Source organism: Paenibacillus sp. D2_2, assembly GCF_031199965.1.
Classification (GTDB): Bacteria; Bacillota; Bacilli; order Paenibacillales; family Paenibacillaceae; genus Fontibacillus.
On sequence record NZ_CP133605.1, the window covers coordinates 1,135,326 to 1,159,161 of the forward strand.

A 23,836-nucleotide genomic window follows, 5' to 3' on the forward strand; every position below is an offset into this window, starting at 1 on the left:
ACCGCAATCAGCTGTTTGCCGAGATCAATAAGCTCCGTGATTTTACAGTACTACTGTTCGTTCTGCTCGTAGCGATTGGATTTTTCATCGCATTTCTAGTATCCGGAAGCATCTCGAATCCGATTCGAAGACTCAACTGGTTGATGCGCAAGGTGGAGAAGGGGAATTTTAATGTAGTTGCCCAACAGGATAGCCTAGATGAAGTCGGTCACTTATCCCGTACCTTTAACAGGATGACAGGGGAAATCAAAGAACTGATCGAGCAAATCAAGCTGGAGGAGAAGAAGAAGCGGAGCGCCGAGCTGAACGCCCTGCAGAATCAAATCAATCCCCATTTTATCTATAACACGCTTTCGGTTATTAAATGGATGGCTCAGGCGCAAATGGCCGACAACATTACGGAAGCGATTGATGATATGATCAAGGTTTTGTCTTTCTCTACTCGAAGTACGCAGGAGTTTGTTTCCATTAAAGAGGAAATGGAGTTTATCCGCAACTATGTCGAATTGCTGCAGCTTCGTTATTATAGCGTATTTGACTGTAAGATTGATGTTGCGCCGGATGTGATGCACTATAGAACGCTGAAATTTATGGTCCAGCCTTTTGTGGAAAATGCGGTTTTTCACGCTTTTGTCAGCCATGACCGCCCTTATAAATTGTACATTTGTGTAGGAAAAACGGATGGCGATGATGTTCAATTCATCATCCGTGATAACGGGATCGGAATCCGGCAAGAGCAGCTCCATCAGCTGCTGCAACAGGAATGGTCTGACAAGGAAACAATGAACTCGATTGGCATTGGCAACGTTTCACGAAGACTGAAGCTGCATTATGGAGAAAAGTACGGGGTAACCATGGAAAGCACGGTAGGCGAAGGAACATCGGTGTGCATTCGCATTCCAGCGATGGAGCAGGATCCTGTATCCATTCAGCCAAGGAAAGAGGGATTGATATGAGAATCATGATTGTAGACGATGAGACTTTTATCAGAGTGAATTTCAAGACATTTCTGGACTGGAAGCAAGAAGGCTACGATCTCGTGGGTGAAGCGGCTAATGGGGAAGAAGCTCTAAAAAGATCGAAGAACTTCAACCTCATGTCGTATTTCTCGACATTCGGATGCCGGTACTCGACGGACTTGGCGTGCTTCGGCAGCTGAAGCAGAGGAATGCTCCCTGTAAAGTAATTATTCTTAGCAGTCACAACGAGTTTGACTATGCCAGGGAAGCGCTCAGACTGGGAGCCTGCGACTACATTCATAAGCCTAATTTGACACGAGCTGCGGTGTTTGAAGCATTGGACCGGGTTAGGATACAACTCAGGCATCATGTTGAGGATCAGCTTCCTGTGCAGCAGGAGAAGAATCGTAACGATCTGAAAACACTCTTTTTACGTGATTTGGTTATCGGTGTAATTCGTCATAAATGGGAGATCGACCAGAAGACGGAGCTGTATCAGTTGGGGCTTAAGCAGCCTAATGTATGTTGTATTGTGATGTATATCGATGACTATGAAAAGGTGACGAAGCGGTATAAAAGGGGAATGGAGCATTTGCTCGGATTCTCGATCCTGAATATTTTGCATGAGGTATTAAGCCGGTATGATGAGTTGGAATTGTTTCAGATGAGTCCGAAGGAGCTCGTAATTCTCCAATCCTTTTCTAGCGTGAGAAGTATGCATGAAATACTGGAGGAACGCTGGAGATTGGTCCACAAGATTGAAAAGACGTTGAAGAAATTTTTGAATGTTCATGTCAGCTTCAGTATTAGCGGATTGCATTCCCGACTCCTAGATATCCCTAAGGCTTATCATGAAGCGCAGGAGGCAGCAGAAACGCTGTTTTTTGAGGACCGCAGCAATGTTGTATTCTATGAACGGCTTGTATCCGGGATGATAAATCTATGGCAATGCTGGTCTCATACGAGCAGCGGATCAGGAAGGCGATCACGGAAAAGGAAATAGCGGAAGCGATGGCCATGATCCATGAGTTATTCGCAACGATCAAAGAGCGGCGTCCGGCAGGGCGTCATGAAATATTGGACTTATGCGTCAATTTGTATTATTTAATTCAATCCCATCTGAAAGAAGAGAGTACAGGAGGAAAGTCTGCCGGCGTACAGGAGTTGATGTCCGCAGAACGGGTTGAGCGGCTGCACCAGCTGCTTATAGAGGAACTGGAGCAAATCTCGCAAAGTCAAGCGGAGGATGCCACAGCCTCCAATTACAAGATCAAGCGGGTACTCGACTATATTCATCAGCATTATGACCATGATTTGACACTTGACGAATTGGCTAGTTATGTTGGATTGAACAACAGCTATCTCAGCAGAATTTTTAAAGAACAAACCGGTTCTATGTTAGTTCCCTATATTAATCGTTATCGAGTGAAGAAGTCTCTGGAGCTGCTGAAGGATGGAAAGCTGAAGACGTATGAAATTGCAGAGAAGGTTGGTTTTAACAGCACGGACAACTACTATATCAGCTTCAAGAAGATGTACGGGCTTCCGCCGAATGAATACCGAAAAAACTACATGGGAAAGTAAAAAATCACGGGGATATGTAAATATCTTCTGTTTGCCTCGTTATCCGTGCTAGCTAAGATGAGAGTAACACCTCTCAAGGTGAATCTACTGAAAATAAAGGGGTAGTGACAAATGAGAAAGAAGGCATTCCTGTTACTGTGCGCCCTAATGCTAGTGCTGACGACGGCAGCATGTGGGTCCAAATCCACATCCACTAATGGCGGTACGAACAGCACTTCAAACGGCGCTAAAGAAACAAACGTTGAGAAGAAAGAGACCGTTGAGGTGACGATGGCTTATTGGGCCAATGCTTCAGAACAAAAGAACTTTGAATTTATGATCAATGGTCTAGAGAAAGAGTATCCAAACATAAAAGTTAAAATGCAAATGTACCCGACCAGCGATGAATTCTGGAAAGCGATTCCATCGGCGATTGCTGCCGGAGTAGGTCCGGATATCATTGCTATGTCAGATGAAGGTAACTATGAATATATCAAAAAAGGTGTTCTGGCTCCGCTGGATGAGCTGATCACTACGGTAGGATTTGATAAAGAGCGAATTACATCATCGCTGTATAAAGGCTGGACGGATGATAACAAGCTGTACGGTATTCCTTATGATTCATCGACTTCCATGCTCGCCATCAACAAAGCAATGTATGAGAAATCGGGAATCACAAAGCTCCCGGAAACGATGGATGAAGTTGTTGAACTGGCCAAAGCTATGACGACGAAGGATGTTAAAGGGATTATCGGTAGTATCGATCCATTCCACATTACCCAATATGTACACGCTTTCGGCGGAGATTGGGGCTTTGGAAAGACGATTAACTCCAAAGAGAACATTGCCGGCGTTCAGTTCTTTGTTGACCTGTTCCTGAAACACGGCGTGGCTATCGCTCCGATTGAGGTAGGCGCTCCTTGGGACGGTGAAGTATTTAGCCAGGAGAAAGGTGCAATGTCTACGGCAGGCCCATGGTATGTAGGCCACTTGAAAGAAGCGAATCCAAATATGCAAATGATCGCTCTGCCAATGCCTAAAGGCACAGTAGAAGCACAAAGCGCTTATTCGCACGGATTGTCCGTTCTGGCAGGCAGCAAGCATAAAGAAGAAGCTATGCAAGTTATCAAATATGCACTACGTGACGAGGCACAGTTGAACGCGATTGAGGCGGTTGGATATTCTCCTGCAGTATCTTCCTTGCTTCCTAATTACCTGGAGAAGAACCCTGAGCTGAAGCCTGTATTCGACAACATGGAGAAAGTGGGAATGCCATTTGCATATCCTGAGCAAACCAAGGCGTTCCATGCAGATCTTCTTAAAGGGGTAGAGGAAATTATCTTTAAGAAAGATGGATTGACTGTTGAACAGTTGCTGAACGATCTCCAAAGCAAGTACGGAGAGAACTAATTTAAAAAGGCTGGACTTTGGATCATCAAGGTCCAGCCTTTTTTAAAAAAATGCAAGAGAGGAGAAGAATTATGAAGAAATCACTTACCACGGGCATATCCAAGATTTTGCTCATGTGCTTGCTGATCACAACGATCGGCCCGATATACCCTGCTCTGGCAGCGGATGATCTTCAGGCAACAGACGATCTTCAATTTATGGAGAGCAAAATCCATGGGGAAGTCAACGGGGAATTCCCGCTGAATTTCACCCAAGTAGGGGACGTGGATTGGCTTCATCTGAAAGCAGGCGAAGGCAATTTCATTCAGATCAAAAAGGCGGGACAATCATCGGTTACCTTCGACGTATATGGAGATAACACTACGGGAACCGAAGGGAAATTGAATAAGGGTAGTGATACGAATTACATGTCTTATTCCTGGACGAACGGAATGAAGGGATATGAAGCTTCAGCAAATGACACCGGATTCACCGTGTTTTATCCAGAGAAGAGCCGTGATCCTGGATCTTATGAGAATGTAGGTTGGAATGCCGAGGTCGCTCCACAGCCAAAGGATTCAACTATTATATTTGGCGTTGGCATGTGGGAGGCTGAGATGGATGTCAAAATTTATTATGATAAAGACCTTCAGTATTCCCAGCCAATTAGTGCAAGAGGGCCTGCCAAGGTATTCAAATATCAATTCAAAGTGCCAGCAAACAAGAAGGTGACAATAGAGGCAAGGCAAACGAAGACATTTTCTGGTTATGGTAATATGTCATTCTCCGGCTTGGCTGTAAGCAGTCAGGACATAGCTGACAGGCTTGAATTGCAGAACTTATACAATGAAATTAAGGATATAACCCAGGGACTGTATACAGATGCCACCTGGAAGCCTTTTGCAGATGCTAGGGACAAGGCTAAGAGTGTTCTTGCTCAACATCTTGCAACACAAGGCATTGTTGATAGCGCTCTCATTGAATTATCAACAGCACAACAAAATCTAGAGAAGAAAGATACAAATATTCAGATAGACTTCATGGGGAATATATCTGGCGGATATACGTTTGGTTCTAAAGGGGACCAGCAGGACAGATATCAAACATTTACCCCAAAAGAAAGCTTTGAAATGGAATTTGTTCAAGTAAAGGTAGTTAAAGAACATGAGCCGGTTAGTGATCTGGTTGTGAGGCTGTACGAAACAAATGAACAAGGATTGCCGACAGGATCGGAATTAGTAAAAGAAAAGGTGAGAGCGGATCAGGTTATAAGCAACGAAATTATAACTGTTCCATTGACTTACTCTCTTCAAGAAGGCAAGCGTTACGCAATCGTATTAACTCAAGAAACTCTTGGCACTGGAGAATACCGTTGGTATATCATGCGGCCAAACTCGGAATCGAACAGTGAGTTTTATGGCAAATCAGTATCGGGCAATTTCCAATCGGAAGCTAGTCTTGGAACAGGGTTGATGCGGATTATTCGGAAGAGTAACGTAGATCGTAGTCCTCTTCAAGAACTGGTAAATGACATTGAGCAATATAATTGGAAGCTGTTCACCGTAGCAACATGGTCTCAATTGGATAGCGTCCTGAAAGAGGCTAAAGAACGCTTGAGTGATTTAGATGCAAAACAGGAAGACATTGACTCGGCCAAAGACAAGTTGAAAAACGCATTTGAAAGCCTACAGCCGGGCTCAGGGTTAGATAAGGTAGCGGGCATCATTGGAGCCATCAGCAGTGTGAACTTGAATGGATATATGAGCGAATCGAAAGATGCTTTGGAACAAGCCATTCAGGACGCAAAAAACTTAGGAAATACAGCGTCAGATAAAGACCGGATTAAAGCGTATTCCAAAGTGTTGAATGCCTTGGACGGATTGAAACCGGAGGGGAAATATACGTATGAATCCCATCCGAAAATGACAGCAGCTTTTGGCTTTGAAGGCGATAAGAATGCTACTATCGCATTCCTTGACGGATCGTACCAAATCGGCGGTACCCGTCCGGAAAAGCATGGGCCTGTCGCTCCAAAGCAGATGGTGACCTTTGGTGTCACGGACGCAACCGACGTTAAATGGTATAATGCCGAAGGTTATTTACCGGTATTTATCCACGAGTATTCCAAGGACAGTATGGATTACAAAATCGAATCGTTCGGCAACAAGCATACAGTAGAAGGCAAAGATTATGTCATCGACTATTCGAGAATGACCGTTACGAACCATTCGAATGAAACACGTTTGCTGCCTGTTGTGTCCAAAAACTTGATTCCACTCAATATAGCAGCAAATCAGAAGTATACGATTGAACCTGGCGAGACGATTCTCAGAGACTATGTTATTGAAGCGGATAAGTATGAATACTTTGATGAGGGCAAAACCACGTTCACTTCATTAACGGTAGAGCAAGTAGCCAGCCAGGGTGATTTTGACCAGAATTACACCTCAATGAAATCGTACTGGGACGATCGGCTGTCGAAAGTGGTTAATATCGATTTGCCGAATAAAGAGCTGGTGAATGCTTTTAAAGCAGGATACATCTATACGATGATCATTAAAGATGGTAACTATCTGCATGTCGGGGAGAATGGGTATGCGAGATTGTATTCCCACGATACGATCGGGATTTTGATTCAACTGATTCAAAGCGGAGATTTTACTCATGCCAAGGATTATTTGAGAAGCGTTCCATTAACCGGGGGAATCAATATCGAGACCAGGTGAAGTGGACGGCAACCTGTATTGGGATGCCAACTGGAAGCTTCCTTGGGCATATGCTGTATATTTAAGCAAGACGGGCGACACATCTATATTCAAAGACCACATGACTGCAGATGATGGAACGGAAGGTACCGTGTTCGATAAGAGAGTCAAATACAGTGCAAGAAGTATCCATGATGATCGTTTAGGCGATGACGGCATTATGAAGGAAACGTATGCGATCGACGACCCAGGCTATTGGACGGTTGACAACTATGCTGCACTGACAGGTCTTGCTGCGTATGAATATATTACACGCGAGTTGTATAAAGTTGAAGGAGATCAAAGTTATCTAGAGGAAGCGGATTGGGCTAAGCAAGAATACGATGATCTATTGACGGCGTTCTCAGCTAGATTACAAAAAACAATTACAGACAATAGCCTGAACTATATCCCGGCTTCTGTGATACAGACCAATGATCAGAACCGGATGAAGCAACCTAAAGATGCTAACTGGGCTTCCATGTTCATGGGAGGAAGATGGCTATGGGATGGATACTTGTATGGGGCGAACCAGCCTGAGGACAATATCAACCTGCAGAAGCTGGACGATACGTATACTTATGGTATTGAAAGACGTACCGCAGCGGGCGTAACCGATTCACCGTATAACTTTGGCGGTTACCCTCACGGTTATTATTCCAGTTCTTATAATGCCGGATATGGCAGTGCTGCGCTTCGCGGAGAGCAGTATAGAGACATGGGTATTAAAGCTTATGAGTTCATGCTTGAGAACTCCATGAGTGGACCATTCAGTTGGTGGGAGGGTGTTGATTACCCTAAGGAATCAAGCCCTTGGGCAGCAACCAACGAGAAGCTTGGTGTTCAAAATACTCCGGGTGGCGGCGGTTCAGCCCAGCATATCTGGGGTCAGTCCGTTAATTCTAAAATATTGGTCGATTCCTTGATCTCAGAGCGTATTTACGATCAGAATAAGAAATATGAAATTATCGTAGGCCGTGGTATTCCGAAAGAGTGGGTTACTGATGGGGATAATAATAACAATGTAGTGGCTAAAGTTCATAACTATCCGGCATTCCAAGGTGGTAGAGTCGGGTACGATGTAGAAAGAAAACACAACCAGCTTAATTTCACTTTTACAACGGATCTCTCCAAAGCTCAGGCAGACACAAGCAATGCAGTCTTTAGCATTCAATTGCCTAGCATGGTCAACAACATTCTAGCGGCTTCCGTGGGCGAAATCGACAATTCCAAGGGAATCGTCACCGTTCCGCTCAGCATGAAATCGGTCACAATCACGCTAAGCGATCTGCCAAAACCTCCGGATGTTGAATTGGATAAAGAAGCCCTGGAAATTGGATTTGCTACAGGCGATTCCAGTGCATCCGTCACCCAAAATGTAATCTTGCCGAAACAAGGACAGAGTGGTAGCGTGATTACCTGGTCTTCCAGCAATCCGAAAATTATTTCGGAAACAGGTAAAGTAATTCGTCCATCAAGCACCACTCAAGTTACGCTGACAGCTACATTGACCAAAGACGGCAAAGTGGTACAGAAGAGCTTCTTGTTAATGGTGATCAAGGCAGATGATCAAGGAAACCCTGGAAATGGCGGGGGCAACAGCAATAACGGTAACAATGGCAATAACGGTAATAATGGTAACAATGGAAACAGTGGTAACAATGGAAACAGCGGCAACAACAGCAATAACGGTAATAATGGAAGCAACGGTAACAATGGGAACAATAGCAGCAAGCCTAAGTTCAAGGACATCACTGATCATTGGGCGACCGAAGCTATTATTACAGCAGTAGAACGTGGAATTGTCAATGGCTATACAGACGGAACTTTCCGTCCGAACGCCGAGGTAAGTCGCAGTGAGCTAGTGGTTATGTTTGGACGCGCATTGAAGATTCCTGAAGAAAATGTACCAGCTCTTTTATTTAAGGATACCTCCAGCATTCAGGAATGGGCGAAGTCCTATGTTGCCATTGCGGTTAAATCTGGACTTGTTAACGGATATGAAGATAATACCTTCCGTCCTAACAGCAAGGTGACCCGGATGGAATTTGTAGCCATGGTCGCAAGAGTACTTGATTTGAAGACAACTACGAATGAATCCCTTCCTTTTGCTGATACTGATCAAATCCCTGCATGGGGGCAGAAATATGCTGCAGCAGCTTATGAAGCAGGTCTGGTTAGAGGCAAAGGTAATAACAAGTTTGCTCCGAACGATACCGTGACAAGAGCGGAAGCAGTCACCTTGCTTCTTCGGATGTTGCAATATTTAGCTTCCGAATAAAATTGTAGACGGTACAAAAGTAAAAGTCAGTTAAACGGCCTTAGTCCTGAGTTCGATTGGACTGAGGCCGTTTAGTTTCTTCTTCCTTTGAATAACCGATTGGATTCCATTAATCTTCACTTCTAAGCCTTGATATACATTTTATTGTAATATTCCTCAATCATCCGCTTGGTTGCGAATTGCTCGCGTGTCGTCTCGATGCTTTTTCGCATCATCTGCACCCATTTCGAGCGATTCTCGTAGTACATAGGCAGCACTCGCTGTAGCAAGGTATCATATAGTGCTGCGCTATCATGGCGATCAAGTGCCGCGGTATCGCCCGTCTCGAAGCCATCGCCGATCTGCCAGCCGTTCTCTCCGTCAAGACAGGCCTCCGGCCACCAACCGTCAAGGATGGAACAATTGAGGACTCCGTTCATCGCCGCCTTCATCCCCGATGTTCCGCACGCTTCCAGCGGTCGGCGTGGATTGTTGAGCCAGATATCTGAGCCGCGGGTCAACCACGCCCCGATCGTCATATCGTAATTCTCCAAGAAGACGACACTTCCCGGATATTTTCTCATCATCGCGACGAGATTGCTGACGATCCTCTTGCCAGAGTCATCGAGCGGATGGGCCTTGCCCGAGAAGACGATCTGGATTTTACCGGATTCGAGATAAGGTGCGATCAGCTCCGGATTGGAGAAGATCAGGTCGCTTCGCTTGTAAGAAGCTGCTCTTCGTGAGAATCCAATCAATAGGTGATCGGCATTCAATTTTATGCCAGAACGCTCCTCGATGAAGCGGATCAGCTCGCGCTTGATCTCCATATGCGCGCCCCATAGATCGCCATTGGTCTCATAGGCCTCGGTAATTCGTGAATCGACCCAGGTTGGTGTGTGAATGGCGTTCGTGATGCTGACGATACCCGAGCGGTCGGATACATCCTGCCACATTTTATTGGCGGTGATGCCGTGTAACTTGGCGACGCCGTTAGAAATGCGCGACAGCCGTAATCCGGCAACGGTCATGTTGAACGGATTGCCACCGATACGTTCCATTTGCTCACGGGTCAGACCGTTAAATGCGGACATGTATTCAAGCCGGTCCAGCGGATGGGTCTCATTACCTTCTCTGATCGGTGTATGGGTTGTAAATACGACCTCGTTCCGAGTGGCCTGCCAAGCTTCTTCGAAGGTACGGCCTGCCCACATTTTCTCACGGATCATTTCGATTGCTGCTAACGCCGCGTGTCCCTCATTGAAATGATACACATCGACCGGGATTTGTAGCGCCCGCAGCGCCTTGACTCCCCGATACCAAGCACGATTTCCTGAGCGATCCGCTCCTCACCGAACCAGCCGTACAATTGTCCAGTAATCCAGCTGTCACTATTCTGTGGAATATCAGTATCAAGTAAATATAGCGGGTTGTTGCCGAAATGCTCGGTTCTCCACACTTTACAGTGAACATCAATGTTGCGGATCTTTACGCATACTTGTACTCCCGTATCCTCGAGGAATTCATACATGTAGTTATGAAACGTATCGTAAGGCTTGCCATCGGGATCAATACGCTGATCGGTATATCCCTGCTTCCATTTGATACCGATGCCTATGATCGGGGCACCGATATCCCTGGCGCCCTTGATATAATCGCCGGCGAGAATTCCGAGACCTCCCGCATATATTTTGAAGCTGGATTCGAGTCCGAACTCCATGCTGAAATATGCTACAGTCGGCAAGTGCTGTTGAGTCATTGCCAATCGCCTCCTTATATCCCATGATATGAGGCCGACATCCGGGCGTTACCAGAGAATATCATCCTGAATCGTATTCTCCCCTTCTGTAAACTGACGATTATCTTCAGCGATGGCCTGGATTTCCTCCGCACCGATTGTAATCACGGTGTAGTCCTCCATGGCCTGCTTCTTCAAGGCCCGCTGCTTGATATATTTGGGGCTCGCTTCACCCATCTCTTCGTCATAGACGAGCAGAATTCCATCAGTCTTACGGAATAGCAGTTCATCCCTAGCGACGAATTGCCATGGGCCGCTATAGGGCTCTTTACTGACGGAGGCATAGAAGTCCACCTTGGAGATCAGTTCATGATAATAAGCCTTCTTATCCTCTTTCCATTGCTCTTCAGGATTACTAAAGGCAGTGATGATCGAGCATTTGAGTGCGGGATACTGCCGTCTGAGTTCAATCGCTGCCTCGCAGGCCCATAGGTCTACGCCATATTGTCCTGGTGTAATGACCCATTCCAATCCTTCCTCGAGGAGTGGTATCAAGCGCGAGATAATGGCCTGGCGGATGTACGGAATTCCTTCATGTTTATTGTTATATATTCCGAGTTCATGTGCGCGGTAACCCGTGACTAGGAGATTTTTCAAAATAATACTTCCTTTCCGTGCTAAAAACAGATCTTTTTGATCACACACTATTATATAGATCTTGGCCCAGGAAGGCGATTCATGAAGAGCATGGTCCTATGCCTTTCATGAAACATTTGGGTATATTTAGGAGGAAAGCCCCTTTTATTATCTATACTTTTATGGGTAATATAGGGTTTATGTTCTAGAAAGAGAAGAGAGGGAGAGAAAAAACATGAAGAAGATGGTAGTACTATTATTGGGTGCAGTTCTAGCGCTGGGAGTTACTGGATGCGGTCAGGACAAGAAGGCGGACAACAATGTGAGTTCCGGTGCGGATCAAATGCGCCGGCAGGTGTGGAGACAAAAGAAGATCTGACTGTACCAACGGCGGATGAGCTGTTAACAAAGTTAACGGAGGCAACGAAGGATCTTAAGAGCCTCTCGATGACTGCCAATTCCAAGCAGCATATCGTTATTAAGGCGGGCGAAGATACTCAGGAGCAAAATATCGAGATGAAAATCAAGTCTGACATTATCCAGGATCCGCTGGCTATGATGCAGGAGTTGCATATGTCGATGGGAGACTTAGGAAATCAGGACGTTACACAGTATGTAACTGCAGATGGCATCTACATGCAAACAGGTGGAACATGGGTGAAGCTGACGGATGAGACTATGATCGCCACCCTTAAGGACGCTGCAAAGCAATCGGGTGATCCAAGCAAACAGATCGAGCAGTTCAAATCGATCGCCAGCGAAATGAAGGTAAGTGAAGAAGGCAGCGACTTCGTGCTGTCAGCTAATCTGTCCGGTGACAACATGAAGGATCTAGCTAAGTCCTTGTTAAGCCAAAGTGGTGAGAATGAAGCAGCTACGGCAGCTCTTGATCAAATGAATATCGATAATATCAAGATTGTATATAACATCAACAAGGAGACCTATCTGCCGTCTAAGATGATCGTTGAAATGACAATGGTTGTGGAGGAAGAAGGACAGCATGTAACAATGGAGACAAAGATGGATTCGTCTTTCTCCAAGTTCAATGAGATCGATGCGATTGAAGTTCCACAAGAAGCGTTAGATAATGCAATTGTTCAATAAGAATTAAAAGCGGGAGACGCATCATTCATTTGGCAGAACTTTGCCGTGAATGATGCGTTTTTTATTCGCTAAAAAATTTCAATAAACGCTCTTAACTTAATGACATAGGTATAAAGTCCCTGTCTCTGGATTTGGAAATATGATTAATTATTAGGAGGTACGCTTATTGTTAGGAGGATTTAGATGAATAGATGGTTACGGGGATTTGGAACAGTCATACTCGCTTTAAGCCTGGCAGGCTGCGGAGCGTTGGGAGGAGACAAGGAACAAGCCGGGGGCAATAACTCCGCGATCAATCATCAGACTTCCGAGAACGAGCAGAACGAGGAGAATGGAACGAGGGCCGAGGAACGGGAGGTTTCCAATGATCAGCAAGACGAGAAAGAGACTTCGCTGGCCGTTAGTGACATTCCTACGGTAGATGAAATATTTCAGCGGACAAGTGAAGCAATGGAGTCCTTGTCTAGTTATTCCTCTACGGGGATCCTTCGAATGAAAATGACAGGGACGTACGATGGACAGAGTGAGGAACAGGCTTATGAGCTCAGAACTACAATGGATTTAATCCGTGAGCCGTTGCAGCTATTCCAGTCAATAAGAATCTCTATGGATGGAGTGAACCAGGATTCGACAGTGTATGCGACGGAAGAGGGAGTATATTCTTATGTCGACAGACTGTGGACCAAGCATTCTGAGGATACGAGCGCGGAACTCATATCGGCGATGAAGGAAGCAATGGCAGATAAGCAATTGGAGCAGTACGAGCTGTTCTCCAAGGATATGAAAATATCTGTACAAGATAGGGCTTATCAACTTCATGCAGAATTTAGCGGCGAGGTGCTCGACAATTTCCGTAGTGCATTGATTAACCAAATGGCAAGCGGAAATCAAGATATATCCACGATGCTCAATAATATGGAGATCCAACACGTCAAACTGTCGTATACCGTCGATAAAAATACATATTTACCTACTAAGGTATCTATGGTTCTATCCGTGGGAATGGATGAGGATGGGCAGAGCTTCTCCATGCAGATGATGATGGATTCGACCTTCTCCCAATTTGGAGAGATTAAACCGATTCACGTACCACAGGAAGGGATCGATTCGGCTTATCTAGAGTAAGAATGCAGATTATTTTACGTGTTATAGAACCGAGGCTAGTATGCTCAGAGATCATTAGTCGATCTGATAGCAGTTAGTCTCTTTTTTAAAATAATTGGAATTATGGGCGATTTACAGCCTGGACTTGCGCCTATCGTGTATAATAGATAAATAGAGTGCAGCCTGACTGATTTCTGTTGGGATGTTTGGGCTGCGCATAAGGATTGGATTGGATGAGGTGTATACATGTTAGACAACAAAGCCCAATTGGAAGCAACGAACATACAGAATGCTATCATTGGCGAAGTAATGAGCAGTCTGAAAGAAATTCTCCATAGTCTTACTAAGACAAGACTTGCTGCATTAGCGTCGGAGTATAAAGTGCCTGGGCGTTCTAAATTGAAAAAGGGCGAGCTTGCCGACAAATTGCTGGAGTACATTACAGATCGAGAGGTTCTGAAGACAACGCTGCTTCTGGCTAGAGCCGAAGAATGGAAAGTGTTCAAAGCGATAGCGGAAGATTCCGTATTACAGGACAACTATGTCCCTTACGGTTATTATGCTTACTGGCTGGAGCGCGGGTTGGTCATCAGTTACTTTGCGGACAACAAGCTGTATTTACTTATACCGGATGAAGTCAAAGCTGCTTATGCAGAGTTGGAAGCAAGCTCGTTCGGTACGGTTCTGAATAGATATCAGCTCGTATTCCGCTATATCTCGGCAGCTACGAATTTATATGGTGCGATTAAGCCAGATAAGCTGGTAGAGATCTTCAATGAACAGAACGATGACAAGCTCACTACCCAGGAACTCAAAGCATTGTATGAAGAGTTCAGCGGTAGAGATCAGTTATTCCGTATGTACAAGGGATATCTAATTGTAGAGGATCTGGTCTACTCGGATGAAGCTACGGAATTTAAGCAGCTTCTGGAGAAGATGAAGGGCAAGAGCTATCATGTGCCTGAGAAGGACGAACTGTTGAAATATTCGAATGGTCTTTATTATGAGATGACTCCTCAGCTTACGGCATTGAGAAGTTACATTATTAAGGAATTACGCCCTGATCCTGAATTTGTGGATGATTTGATCGATGACATTCAGCTGGCTTGCTCCATGGAAGCTCCTATTCAGGAGATCATGCATGAATTTGAGCGAAGAGAGCTTGAATTTGACAGTATGGAGCAGGTGCAAATGGTCGTCTATCTCGTGACCGAAGCATACAACCATACACGTCTGGCTTCGAATGGCGGTTACACACCTATAGAGAGACGTGCGATATCGAAGGATCTGGAATCAGGGTACCGGGCAGCGACGCCTCCATTTAGGGCGCAGGTCAAGAGTCAGGTCATTTCCAAGAAAATTGGACGTAATGATCCTTGCCCGTGTGGAAGCGGTCTGAAATACAAGAAGTGCTGTGGTAAGTAAACAATATAAACCTGAGGCGCCACGCCTCAGGTTTATTCTGAAATTTGAACTGTGCAATACTTAAAATGCGTGTTCAAAAAGTACGGTTTTCAGCACCGAGAAGGTTGGATGAAGCTAGGGTCTGAGGAGCGGAGCGTACGTAATGGGTACGTGAGCACCGGAAGACCCGGGTGAATTCAAGATTCGATGCCGAGTTACTTCTTGATTCACTTCGTGTTAGATATAGAATTTATAAGTTATCAGCGGAGCTGATGAAATTCTATATCGCAAGAAAACTTACCATTGGATCGCGGTCGCTCATCCTTGAATTGTCCTCGATTTGGTTTTCTTATCAAAAGCGGACTTTTTGAACTTCCTCTTAAAATATTTTGACAACGGTTACATATCCCGTTTACATTAGTGATGGACTGACATTAGGGTAAACGCGATATAAAATGCAGCATAGAAAATGCCCAGACCAATAATTAATCCGAAGACATTGCTCTTAGCTTTGCTGCTTCCAGGTTCCCACATCATCATACTCAGCTCCTTTGTCGCTGTTGATGTAATTGTGAACATTTTGTGTCTTATCTAATTATTGAACATTTTGTGTCTAATTTCAAACATTTTTTTGAACTTTTTTAAAATATTTTTTCTTGTGCCTGAATGCACATACTTCTTGTGCTTCTTATTTCAATTTGGTTGAATAGAATCATCTGAATATAAAGGAGACGAAGACAATGCTGTTGAATGACAATGAAATCGTGCTCTTTCAGGGAGACAGTGTTACGGATTGTGGGAGAGCTTACACTGACCCGGCTTCACTTGGAAACGGTTACGCAAATCTGATCGCTTCCCGTCTAGGTTATCTGTATCCGGAGAAGAAGCTAACCTTCTACAATCGAGGGATTAGCGGCAATCGCGTAGTAAATTTGCAGAGTCGCTGGGAAGAGGATTGTCTCGCTCTGAGACCAACCTGGGTATCCATCCTAATCGGCATCAATGATACTTGGCGGCGATTTGACAATGACGATGAAACCTCGGTTGAGAAGTATGAAGCAAGTTATCGGGAAATTTTGGAGCGTACTAAGGAGCGGCTCGGTGCGAAGCTGATCCTGATGGAGCCTTTCGTATTGCCTACGCCGGAAGATCGTATGACCTGGCGCTGCGATCTTGATCCAAAAATTCAGGTTGTACGTAAATTGGCGAAGGAATATGATGCGCTACTCGTACCGCTCGATGGTTTGTTTGCAGGCGCTGTATCACAGGCGGAACCAGCTTATTGGGCACCGGATGGTGTGCATCCGTCTGCAGCAGGTCATGCCTTAATGGCTGAGGCGTGGCTTCGTGCCGTTAAAGCTCTGTAAGGCAGCTAAGAATATACATGATAGAACAACCTCTAACAGGAAATTATTCTATGGAAGAAGGGTAAAGGGTTATGGGAGAGTTCGCAGGAAAGAGATTGAAGTGGGGAATTTTAGGTACAGGCTGGATCGCTGAGCAGTTCACGAAGGATTTGCTTCATGTAACGAACGGTGAAGGGTTCGCCGTGGGCTCTCGCACTCAAGAGAATGCGGATGCATTTGCTAAAAGACACGGGCTACCTCGTGCATACGGTAGTTATGAACAGTTATTACAGGACCCGGAGATCGACGTGGTCTACGTAGCGACACCACATCCGCAGCATCATGACAATGTCATGGCAGTCCTACGAGCAGGTAAAGCTGTATTATGCGAGAAGCCATTTACTGTGAACAGCTCTGAGTTGGAAGAGATGATCAAGCTGGCTAAGAAGAAGGGCTTGTTCCTCATGGAAGCGATGTGGACTCGCTTCTTGCCGGCGATTGTGAAGACGAGAGAATGGATTAAGGAAGGGCGAATCGGTGAGATCAAGTTAGTGAAGGCGGAGTTCGGATTCCGCACCGATTGGAATCCTGAAGGCAGACTACTAAATCCACAGCTTGGCGGGGAGCTCTGCTGGATGCTGGCATATATCCTGTCTCTTTCGCTTCGATGATCTTCGGAACTCATCCCGTACGTATTCATAGTGCAGTGCAAATGGGTAAGACTGGCGTGGATGAGCAGTTCTCGCTTCTGCTGGATTATGGCGTTGGACGAAGCGCATCTCTACATGGAGCAATCCGCCTAAGTATGACTAACGAGGCGTATATCTATGGAACGGAAGGCATGATTCATGTGCCATCATTCCTGAATGCTAGAACAGCATCGCTGCAGGTAGAAGGGGCTGAGAAGGAAGTATTTGCGGATGATCGGACCTCGATTGGCTATGCCTTTGAAGCGCAAGAAGTAGGCGAATGTCTACTTCGGGGTGATAAGGAGAGCTCACATATTTCGTTAGAAGAGTCCTGGATATTATGGGCTTACTAGATCAAATCAGAGATCAATGGAAGCTGAAATATCCATTTGAGTGAACGGAATTATTACTATTTTCAAGCAAGAGCCGCCTGTTCGAATCATCCCTTAAGAGGATAGCGAGCAGGCGGCTTCTCTTTTATGTTATGGACAGGTACTGTGGCTAAGCTAATCTACTCTTGAGAGAAGTGGATTAGCCCTTCAATGAAACTCTTCATGTTGTTGTTGGACTCATTTAACTGTTCGATGACATTCATAAAGTCGGTCACGAGCTCGGCCTGCTCCTGAGAGGAGTGGGCGATTTGTTCGAAATCTCTCTCCAATTGCAGAATAGACTCCTGAACACTTCTCAGTGTAGCAGCGATATTCGCGCTAGCGTCTTTGGTGCTCACAGACAGCTTCCTTACCTCTTTAGCTACAACTCCAAATCCAGCTCCTGCTTCACCGACTCGTGCTGCCTCGATCGCGGCATTCAATCCGAGCAGATTGGTCTGATTTGAGATCTCCTGAATGAAACCAACCGTCTCGTTAATCTCCGATGAATTATCTACAGCTTGCCGGGTGTTCGTCATAATATTTTCACTCGTAGCAGTAAGCTCTTCGGCATGTGCCGCAACGGTCTGTACCATGTCAACCAGCTGCTGGGTGATCTCATTCATGACTTGCATACCTTCTTCTAGCCTTTGTCTATTCTCATAAGACTCTGCAGTTGCGAGTGCACCGATAATAGCACCTTGCTCATCGTAGATCGGAGATGCTGTAGCTATAATAGGAAATCCATAGATGTGTTCTGGAATATGTGTTAAGGAGTTCTCCCCGTTCAGTGCCTTGCGCAGATTCTCATCTTCCTCAGGAATAGGGGTACCTGGGGTAATGCCAAAATCTATTTTTTGCGAGGGCATATAGAATAGAAATTTATCCAAGTCTGTTATGCCGATCATAATATCTTCCTTGACGAGCTTCTTGATATAAGGTACCGCTGCAATAAGGATGTCCAATTGGTTCATATTCCGACCTGCCTATTCATTCAAATTTGAAATTATTATACCTTTTATCGACATAATATGACAATAATAGCGTAGTCCTATTTATTGAAGACGGACCTTTTGTAACAGTAAAAACAAAGAAATAACCAGTATATGCGGCACTTCTAAAATTATTGATTGGCTCATAGGCTAAATATATACGAAATGATGAACATTAGTGTACTTTTCCATGAAATGAGGAAGTAATCCACGGGCAGTGAGTAAAGGCTGACGGATTACTTCCTCTTCGACACCTTATTTTGGCTCCTAAGCGATAAGTGGGACACTACCGGTATTGTGGTGCAGATGGGAATCAGGTTCATCCTTTTTTGGAGTCGGCTTGTTCCACGGCTTTCACTTCATGAACCTTCTCATCCAGGCTTTTGATCTCCTGGGAGAGAACCTGCAGTACGTTGTTCATGTTGTTGAGCTTGTCATTCACATTCTGCAGCACATATTTAATCAGGATGAAGCACAGAGTGACGGGGAATCCAACATTAGCGACCAGGGAAATGATATCAGCGACTTGCATATTCACGCCCTCCTCTCATTGAAGTTCCCTTTCATAGAGCTGTTCAAAAACCATTTTCTGATCTTTGAAATTATCGCTCTTACTATATAGAGAAAATAATAGCCCTAAAGTACAACCATAAATTTGAAAAAATGTTATAATGATTAGCATCCGACATATTTATGGTTGTATGACTACCCTCGAAATTACCCTACAGGTAGAAGATGAAAGTGGAAGGGGGAGGTAGTTTTGAAAGAACAAAAAACCGCTTATGAGCAATATCGCAAAGAAGTGTACAGAATCGCTTGGAGGGTGCAATATCGGGCAAAAGTTGTGAAAAGACGGGAATGTTCATTAGGCGTATACGAGCCAGCCATAACCAGTTTTGCTACATCTTCTGATGATAAAATTGTAGTGCAGCAGTTGATCAATGATCTTCCCTCCAGTACTGGAAGGACGATTATTTTCAAGCTCTTTATGCAGGACAAGACGGAAGGAGAAGTAGCCCGTGAGTTAAACATGACTCAGCAAGGGGTGAGCAAATGGAAGCGCAAAATGCTCCAGAGATGTCCCGGATGATGAGTTCCTGAGATTGCTACAGCTAGCGAAACAGAATGACGAAGAAGCCATTTTACAACTAATCGATTTGTTCAAAGGGGATATATTGCGGGTAAGCAAGTACATTTACACTTCGGAGGAAGACGCCGTTTCTGATATTATTCTAGAGTTTCTGGAAATGATCAAAGAGAAGAAGGAATGATATAGAAGATCCCCTGACTGCCAGGGGATCTTTTTTGGAGTGATTAGGAAAAATAGCCTGATCCAATTGAAAATAGTATTTTCTTTTTCCTCAAAATCGATATGATTGATTATATGATCGAACTCAGGGGAGAAGGATCACCAATGATGAAGAAATATATTCCGTTTACATACAAAATGCTCGTCCCATATTTGTTACTTGTCTTGATTACCGATATTGTAATCGGTTACATCTCATATACGATGCTGATTCAATCGGGCTTTTTTATTGCAGGGAAATTCTCCCTAATGTCGAAATATGATGACAGGGAGGTGGAATAGATGGACAGATGTAAATTAGTTATGGATAATGGTCAGACTATTATGATTACTGTTAGTCCTGAAAAATTCATTTCAGTAGCAACTGATGAACTTGGTGTGATGCGAAACGAGTTTATAAAAATTAGAGACGCTTATATAAATCCTACACATGTTAGTTTTATTATTTCAGATTAGTCGCCAATAGGCGGCTTTTTTATTTGCTCAGGAAAAATTTCTTATCTCATAAATGTGATGTAATAAGGCCGGAGGCCACCAAATCGACCGAATCCGCTATATAGATGCCCTTTATCTTGATAGGCGTGTTTTCACTCCTGATGAAGTAAGAGATAGCAAACAAGTAGTTTATCCTAATTAGAAGGTATCGCTTTAGAAGTAGAAGTTTCTGTTTTTCTACTGTCTAATATGAAGGGAGCATATTAATTACTACCAGGGGATCTTTTTTGGAATTTTCAGATAAGTATAATAGGAACTAATAACCTATAATATGGGACACTTTTTCTTGAGGGGGACTCCGTTTTGAGTGAGCTAATTAAAGTTCTGATTGTTGATGATGAAATGCTGGTTCGACAGGGCATTAAGCATATATTGAACTGGGAGCAGAACGGGTTTCAAATTGTCGGCGAAGCGTCGAATGGGAAAGAGGCGTTGGCCCTGATTGAAGAACTGCAGCCGCAGATTGTGTTGACAGACATTGTCATGCCCGTCATAGACGGAGAAGAACTGACGCGAATGATCAAAATTAGATGGCCGCAGATCGAGGTGATCGTACTGAGTAGCTTCAGTGAATTTGAATATGTACGTTCATCCTTTCAAAGCGGGGTATCAGATTATATTTTGAAGCCGCATTTAGAGACAGGAATGCTGATTGAGGTTCTCCGCAAAGCCGCTTTCAAAATTCCCTCTCGTACCGGAAGCGGTCAAATAGAGCAGGTATCATCCATACATACGATATTGGATAAAATCATTTCTGGTTATGAAGTTGAATTAGACCCCCAGGTCTTAAAAGCTTGGTTGCCGCATCCCTTTCTCTATTTACTCGGTACAGAGGTTGGTCATCAAGCCGGAAAAGGCGAGGAAGCTGGATCTGCAGTACATTCTCTAATCGATTCTTTGAAAGCGCTTTTTCCAGAGATGGTCGTTGCTAAACTGAAAGACCAGAAGGTTCCAGGCTATCCTGATATGGCGGTGTATCTGCTTAATGTAAGAGAGGAGGAGAGCCGCACTGTTCCGGTGAAGCTGAAAATGCTACATCCCAGCTCCTTCTCGGTGAACGGGGAGATCGAGTGGATGTTAAGCAAAGCCTTCACGCAGCTGGAACAATTGAAAACCGTATATCAGGACAGCTTGCTCAAGTTGCTGGAATACCGTTTTTTTCTACCATACAACGCAGCGCTGACACCAAACGAGCTTCCGAAGGTTTATGAGAAGGGCAAAAGCTTTCAGCTAAGTTCTTTTATGGATCTGGTTCGCAGACTTCAACTACAGGAGGCATTTCAGGAACTGCAGAAATATGTTCGCGAACAGGAGCTTGACTATACAGTCGATGTATTTGAATTCAAGTCTTCGATCAGCAACATCATCTTTAATGTGATCTATCTTCTTGGAAGCATGAATTATGAGGTGAAACCGCTCGATGAAGCCAAGTACTCTTATTTCAAGCGTATCGATAAAGCGCGGCATTTGGATGAGATCGCGGAGCTGTTGAATGAGTTCCAACTGAAGATCCAGGAGTGTATCTATGCAATGGGGATGAATCTGATGGTAATCCAAGCATGAAGCTGCTGCTTGATTATATCGAAGAGCATTATGCGGATCCGATTACACTGACGGAGATGGCTAAGCATTTTCATTTTAATCCGTCCTATTTATCCAGCTTCTTTGCGGCGCATCATCACGAAGGATTCAAGGATCATCTCAATCGGGTACGGATAAATAAAGCAGCTGATTTGCTGCGATACGGAGATACGCCGATTTCAGAAATCGGCTGCATGGTTGGGTATGGAGATCACAGCTATTTCTGTAAAGTGTTCAAGAGAAGTACGGGTATATCACCGAGCCATTACCGGAGACATTATCATCAATCACAAGGGACAAGAGAGCCATGAGAGTGATATTGGAGCGTCTTAAATTTCACGGACTGTTTATTAAGTTGTTCGTTGTTATGGTTATCTGCATCATTTCGATTACAGTGTCCGTCGTATGGGTCAATTTACGAATGTCTGAGCAGCTGTTCCTGAAGACATTCAGCATTACGAATTATAAGGTCATTGAGCAAATTCGCAGCAATTTCGAGTCTTTTCACTATTCTATCGTGTTGGCCGTAAGTAATGCGCAACAGAGCGGGACACTTAAAACTTTTTTGACGGAAAAAGATACAAACCAATCGATCAAAAATTTCTCAGCTTACTATAACATGACACAGCAAATGAAAAGGATTCAATCGAACGTCGATGCTTATTCCGTTGGCGTCGCCATCGTAGGCATTAATGGGCGGAATTATTCAGGGAACTACAATTTCGCCAAACCGACAGCACAGGAACTGAAGCAAAGTCCCCTAACGCGGAGAGCGGAGGCGGAACCGAAGAAGCTGATGTATCAGCTCTATATGGATTCCAACGGCACAGTCAGCGGCAAGCCAATTATCGTCGCTACAAAGGTGCTTAGGGAGCAAACAACGGGGCAGCAATACGGAATGCTCTATATTACGATTGATGAAAATGATTTTAAACCCTTCTACAGTAGATTTACGAGCGACGGTAATGACGTCATGATCATAGATAAAGATGGACTTGTAATATCCAGCAACCGTTCGGAGACGATCGGGCAGAAAAATGCCGAACTGTTGTCCTATGCAGAGGAGATTCAGCAGGGCAACCTTGATTTGAAAAAGGTGAATGTAATGGGCAAGGACAAGCTCGTATTGGCTGAGTACCTACCTTCTTACGATTTCTATCTTGTGAACATGATCGATCAGAAGTATGTCTTAGGGCAAATGGTAAATACCAAATCGATTATTCTTATATGTTTATTGATCGTGCTTGCCGCACTCATCGTCGTCTTTCTGATTTCCCGCAAAATGACCCGTTCACTAACGCTGCTGGCAAGGCAGATGTCCAAGGTGCATCTCAGGAATTTCCATAACTATGTGAATGTATCGGGCAGCTATGAAATACGCCAGCTTAGTCATGCTTACAATTACATGTTGAACGAGATGAATGACTACGTGAAGCAGCTGGTCGAGACGGAGAAAGAGCAACGGATCGCGGAGCTTGCCGCCCTGCAGCAGCAGATCAATCCGCACTTTCTCTATAATACACTCGCTTCCGTCAAATTTTTGGTCCAACAAGGTAACAAGGAGAAGGCTGAAGAGACGATTCATGCCCTGATCTCCCTTTTGCAGAATACGATAAGCAATGTCAGCGAGACGATTACGGTGGAACAGGAGCTTGTGAACCTGAAACATTACGTATTTATAAATCATGTCCGTTATGGAGAACGAATCCGGGTCACTTACTTCGTTGCTCCAGATTGCCTGACCTATCATGTGCCGAAGCTGATTATCCAGCCTTTTATCGAAAATGCCTTCTTCCATGCATTTAATGTAAAAGGGGAAGGAGTCATTCGAGTCCTTGTCTCCAAGGAATCACAGAAGTTGATCTGTGAAGTACTTGATAACGGAGACGGCATGGACATACAGCAGCTTGCTGATGCAAAGTCTAAGCAGAACAAAGGCTCCAGACAGTTGTTCTCGGGCGTCGGCATAGCCAATGTCCATGACCGGATCAGGCTGTTGTATGGAGGAGAGTATGGATTAACGATTCAGAGTGAGATTGGCGAGGGAACCAAGGTGCGCATTACGCTGCCACTCGTTGAAATCCAATAAACTTACCAGAATCCAAACAAATTACTACCGAAAAAATGTTCAAATGGAGAAAGCGCATTCAAC

General features: G+C 44.5%; 25 protein-coding genes and 1 pseudogene. 20 read left to right on the top strand and 6 right to left on the bottom strand.

Features of this window, described 5'->3' with window-relative positions; translation table 11 throughout:
* The first annotated feature begins 86 nt into the window (after nt 1-86).
* From RE628_RS05555 to RE628_RS05585, 7 genes are all read left to right on the top strand, one after another.
* On the top strand, nt 87-956 hold the full coding sequence (locus RE628_RS05555) for a sensor histidine kinase (protein ID WP_309159381.1): 870 nt from the start codon (nt 87-89) through the stop codon (nt 954-956).
* Nucleotides 953-1,159, top strand: a complete 207-nt coding sequence (locus RE628_RS05560; RefSeq protein WP_309157798.1) for a response regulator — start codon at nt 953-955, stop codon at nt 1,157-1,159. The genes RE628_RS05555 and RE628_RS05560 overlap by 4 nt, the downstream gene beginning before the upstream one ends.
* Nucleotides 1,120-1,962, top strand: coding sequence for a response regulator (locus RE628_RS05565; protein ID WP_309157799.1), 843 nt, complete (start codon nt 1,120-1,122; stop codon nt 1,960-1,962). The genes RE628_RS05560 and RE628_RS05565 overlap by 40 nt, the downstream gene beginning before the upstream one ends.
* Entirely contained in the window at nt 1,902-2,543 is a 642-nt protein-coding gene (locus RE628_RS05570) for a helix-turn-helix domain-containing protein (RefSeq protein WP_309157800.1), read from the top strand. The genes RE628_RS05565 and RE628_RS05570 overlap by 61 nt, the downstream gene beginning before the upstream one ends.
* Nucleotides 2,544-2,654: 111 nt before the next feature.
* Nucleotides 2,655-3,932 carry an extracellular solute-binding protein gene (locus RE628_RS05575; RefSeq protein WP_309157801.1) on the top strand — a complete coding sequence of 426 codons (1,278 nt, stop codon included), beginning with the start codon at nt 2,655-2,657 and terminating at the stop codon, nt 3,930-3,932.
* A gap of 71 nt (nt 3,933-4,003) precedes the next feature.
* Entirely contained in the window at nt 4,004-6,637 is a 2,634-nt protein-coding gene (locus RE628_RS05580; RefSeq protein ID WP_309157802.1) for a hypothetical protein, read from the top strand.
* 1 nt (nt 6,638) lies between these two features.
* The gene (locus RE628_RS05585) at nt 6,639-8,936 is read left to right on the top strand and encodes an S-layer homology domain-containing protein (RefSeq protein WP_309157803.1); all 2,298 of its coding nucleotides are present in this window, start codon (nt 6,639-6,641) and stop codon (nt 8,934-8,936) included.
* Nucleotides 8,937-9,058: 122 nt separating this feature from the next.
* Here the strand turns inward: RE628_RS05585 and glgP are convergent, their stop codons facing one another.
* From glgP to RE628_RS05600, 3 genes are read right to left on the bottom strand one after another with little or no spacing between them, the layout of a single operon-like run.
* Nucleotides 9,059-10,189, bottom strand: coding sequence for an alpha-glucan family phosphorylase (gene glgP, locus RE628_RS05590; protein WP_309157804.1), 1,131 nt, complete (start codon nt 10,187-10,189; stop codon nt 9,059-9,061).
* Nucleotides 10,156-10,674, bottom strand: coding sequence for a hypothetical protein (locus RE628_RS05595; protein ID WP_309157805.1), 519 nt, complete (start codon nt 10,672-10,674; stop codon nt 10,156-10,158). The genes glgP and RE628_RS05595 overlap by 34 nt, the downstream gene beginning before the upstream one ends.
* Before the next feature lie 48 nt (nt 10,675-10,722).
* A complete protein-coding gene (locus tag RE628_RS05600) occupies nt 10,723-11,310 on the bottom strand; it encodes an SLOG family protein (RefSeq protein WP_309157806.1) in 588 nt (195 codons plus the stop codon).
* A gap of 214 nt (nt 11,311-11,524) precedes the next feature.
* Here RE628_RS05600 and RE628_RS05605 point away from each other — a divergent pair, with 214 nt between their 5' ends.
* The 4 genes from RE628_RS05605 to RE628_RS05620 all read left to right on the top strand — a co-directional run bounded on the left by RE628_RS05605 (nt 11,525) and on the right by RE628_RS05620 (nt 14,922).
* Nucleotides 11,525-11,668, top strand: coding sequence for a hypothetical protein (locus RE628_RS05605; RefSeq protein WP_309157807.1), 144 nt, complete (start codon nt 11,525-11,527; stop codon nt 11,666-11,668).
* Entirely contained in the window at nt 11,647-12,393 is a 747-nt protein-coding gene (locus RE628_RS05610) for a DUF6612 family protein (RefSeq protein WP_309157808.1), read from the top strand. The genes RE628_RS05605 and RE628_RS05610 overlap by 22 nt, the downstream gene beginning before the upstream one ends.
* Nucleotides 12,394-12,576: 183 nt before the next feature.
* Nucleotides 12,577-13,518, top strand: a complete 942-nt coding sequence (locus RE628_RS05615) for a DUF6612 family protein (protein WP_309157809.1) — start codon at nt 12,577-12,579, stop codon at nt 13,516-13,518.
* A 225-nt stretch (nt 13,519-13,743) separates the two neighbouring features.
* On the top strand, nt 13,744-14,922 hold the full coding sequence (locus tag RE628_RS05620) for a YecA family protein (protein WP_309157810.1): 1,179 nt from the start codon (nt 13,744-13,746) through the stop codon (nt 14,920-14,922).
* Nucleotides 14,923-15,318: 396 nt separating this feature from the next.
* Here the strand turns inward: RE628_RS05620 and RE628_RS05625 are convergent, their stop codons facing one another.
* Nucleotides 15,319-15,441 (bottom strand): hypothetical protein, encoded by a 123-nt coding sequence (locus RE628_RS05625; protein ID WP_309157812.1) that lies wholly within the window; start codon nt 15,439-15,441, stop codon nt 15,319-15,321.
* 200 nt (nt 15,442-15,641) lie between these two features.
* Between RE628_RS05625 and RE628_RS05630 the strand changes: the two genes are divergently transcribed.
* Both RE628_RS05630 and RE628_RS05635 read left to right on the top strand, forming a co-directional pair.
* Entirely contained in the window at nt 15,642-16,268 is a 627-nt protein-coding gene (locus tag RE628_RS05630; protein ID WP_309157813.1) for an SGNH/GDSL hydrolase family protein, read from the top strand.
* A 71-nt stretch (nt 16,269-16,339) separates the two neighbouring features.
* Nucleotides 16,340-17,333 (top strand): annotated as a pseudogene (locus RE628_RS05635) (Gfo/Idh/MocA family protein).
* A 114-nt stretch (nt 17,334-17,447) separates the two neighbouring features.
* On the opposite strand, the gene RE628_RS05640 reads toward RE628_RS05635, so the two are convergent.
* Together RE628_RS05640 and RE628_RS05645 are read right to left on the bottom strand one after the other, a co-directional pair.
* Nucleotides 17,448-18,281, bottom strand: coding sequence for a methyl-accepting chemotaxis protein (locus RE628_RS05640; protein ID WP_309157815.1), 834 nt, complete (start codon nt 18,279-18,281; stop codon nt 17,448-17,450).
* A 337-nt stretch (nt 18,282-18,618) separates the two neighbouring features.
* Entirely contained in the window at nt 18,619-18,831 is a 213-nt protein-coding gene (locus RE628_RS05645; protein ID WP_309157817.1) for a hypothetical protein, read from the bottom strand.
* A gap of 228 nt (nt 18,832-19,059) precedes the next feature.
* Between RE628_RS05645 and RE628_RS05650 the strand changes: the two genes are divergently transcribed.
* The 7 genes from RE628_RS05650 to RE628_RS05680 all read left to right on the top strand — a co-directional run bounded on the left by RE628_RS05650 (nt 19,060) and on the right by RE628_RS05680 (nt 23,773).
* Nucleotides 19,060-19,389, top strand: coding sequence for a sigma-70 family RNA polymerase sigma factor (locus RE628_RS05650; RefSeq protein ID WP_309157819.1), 330 nt, complete (start codon nt 19,060-19,062; stop codon nt 19,387-19,389).
* 13 nt (nt 19,390-19,402) lie between these two features.
* Nucleotides 19,403-19,570: a helix-turn-helix domain-containing protein gene (locus RE628_RS05655; RefSeq protein ID WP_309157821.1), complete on the top strand. Its 168-nt coding sequence runs from the start codon at nt 19,403-19,405 to the stop codon at nt 19,568-19,570.
* A gap of 143 nt (nt 19,571-19,713) precedes the next feature.
* Nucleotides 19,714-19,890 (top strand): hypothetical protein, encoded by a 177-nt coding sequence (locus RE628_RS05660; RefSeq protein ID WP_309157823.1) that lies wholly within the window; start codon nt 19,714-19,716, stop codon nt 19,888-19,890.
* Nucleotides 19,891-20,064 (top strand): hypothetical protein, encoded by a 174-nt coding sequence (locus RE628_RS05665; protein ID WP_309157825.1) that lies wholly within the window; start codon nt 19,891-19,893, stop codon nt 20,062-20,064.
* Nucleotides 20,065-20,406: 342 nt separating this feature from the next.
* Nucleotides 20,407-21,666, top strand: coding sequence for a response regulator (locus RE628_RS05670; protein WP_309157826.1), 1,260 nt, complete (start codon nt 20,407-20,409; stop codon nt 21,664-21,666).
* Nucleotides 21,663-21,995, top strand: a complete 333-nt coding sequence (locus RE628_RS05675; protein WP_309157827.1) for a helix-turn-helix transcriptional regulator — start codon at nt 21,663-21,665, stop codon at nt 21,993-21,995. The genes RE628_RS05670 and RE628_RS05675 overlap by 4 nt, the downstream gene beginning before the upstream one ends.
* Nucleotides 21,992-23,773: a sensor histidine kinase gene (locus RE628_RS05680; RefSeq protein WP_309157829.1), complete on the top strand. Its 1,782-nt coding sequence runs from the start codon at nt 21,992-21,994 to the stop codon at nt 23,771-23,773. The genes RE628_RS05675 and RE628_RS05680 overlap by 4 nt, the downstream gene beginning before the upstream one ends.
* The last annotated feature ends 63 nt before the right edge of the window (nt 23,774-23,836 follow it).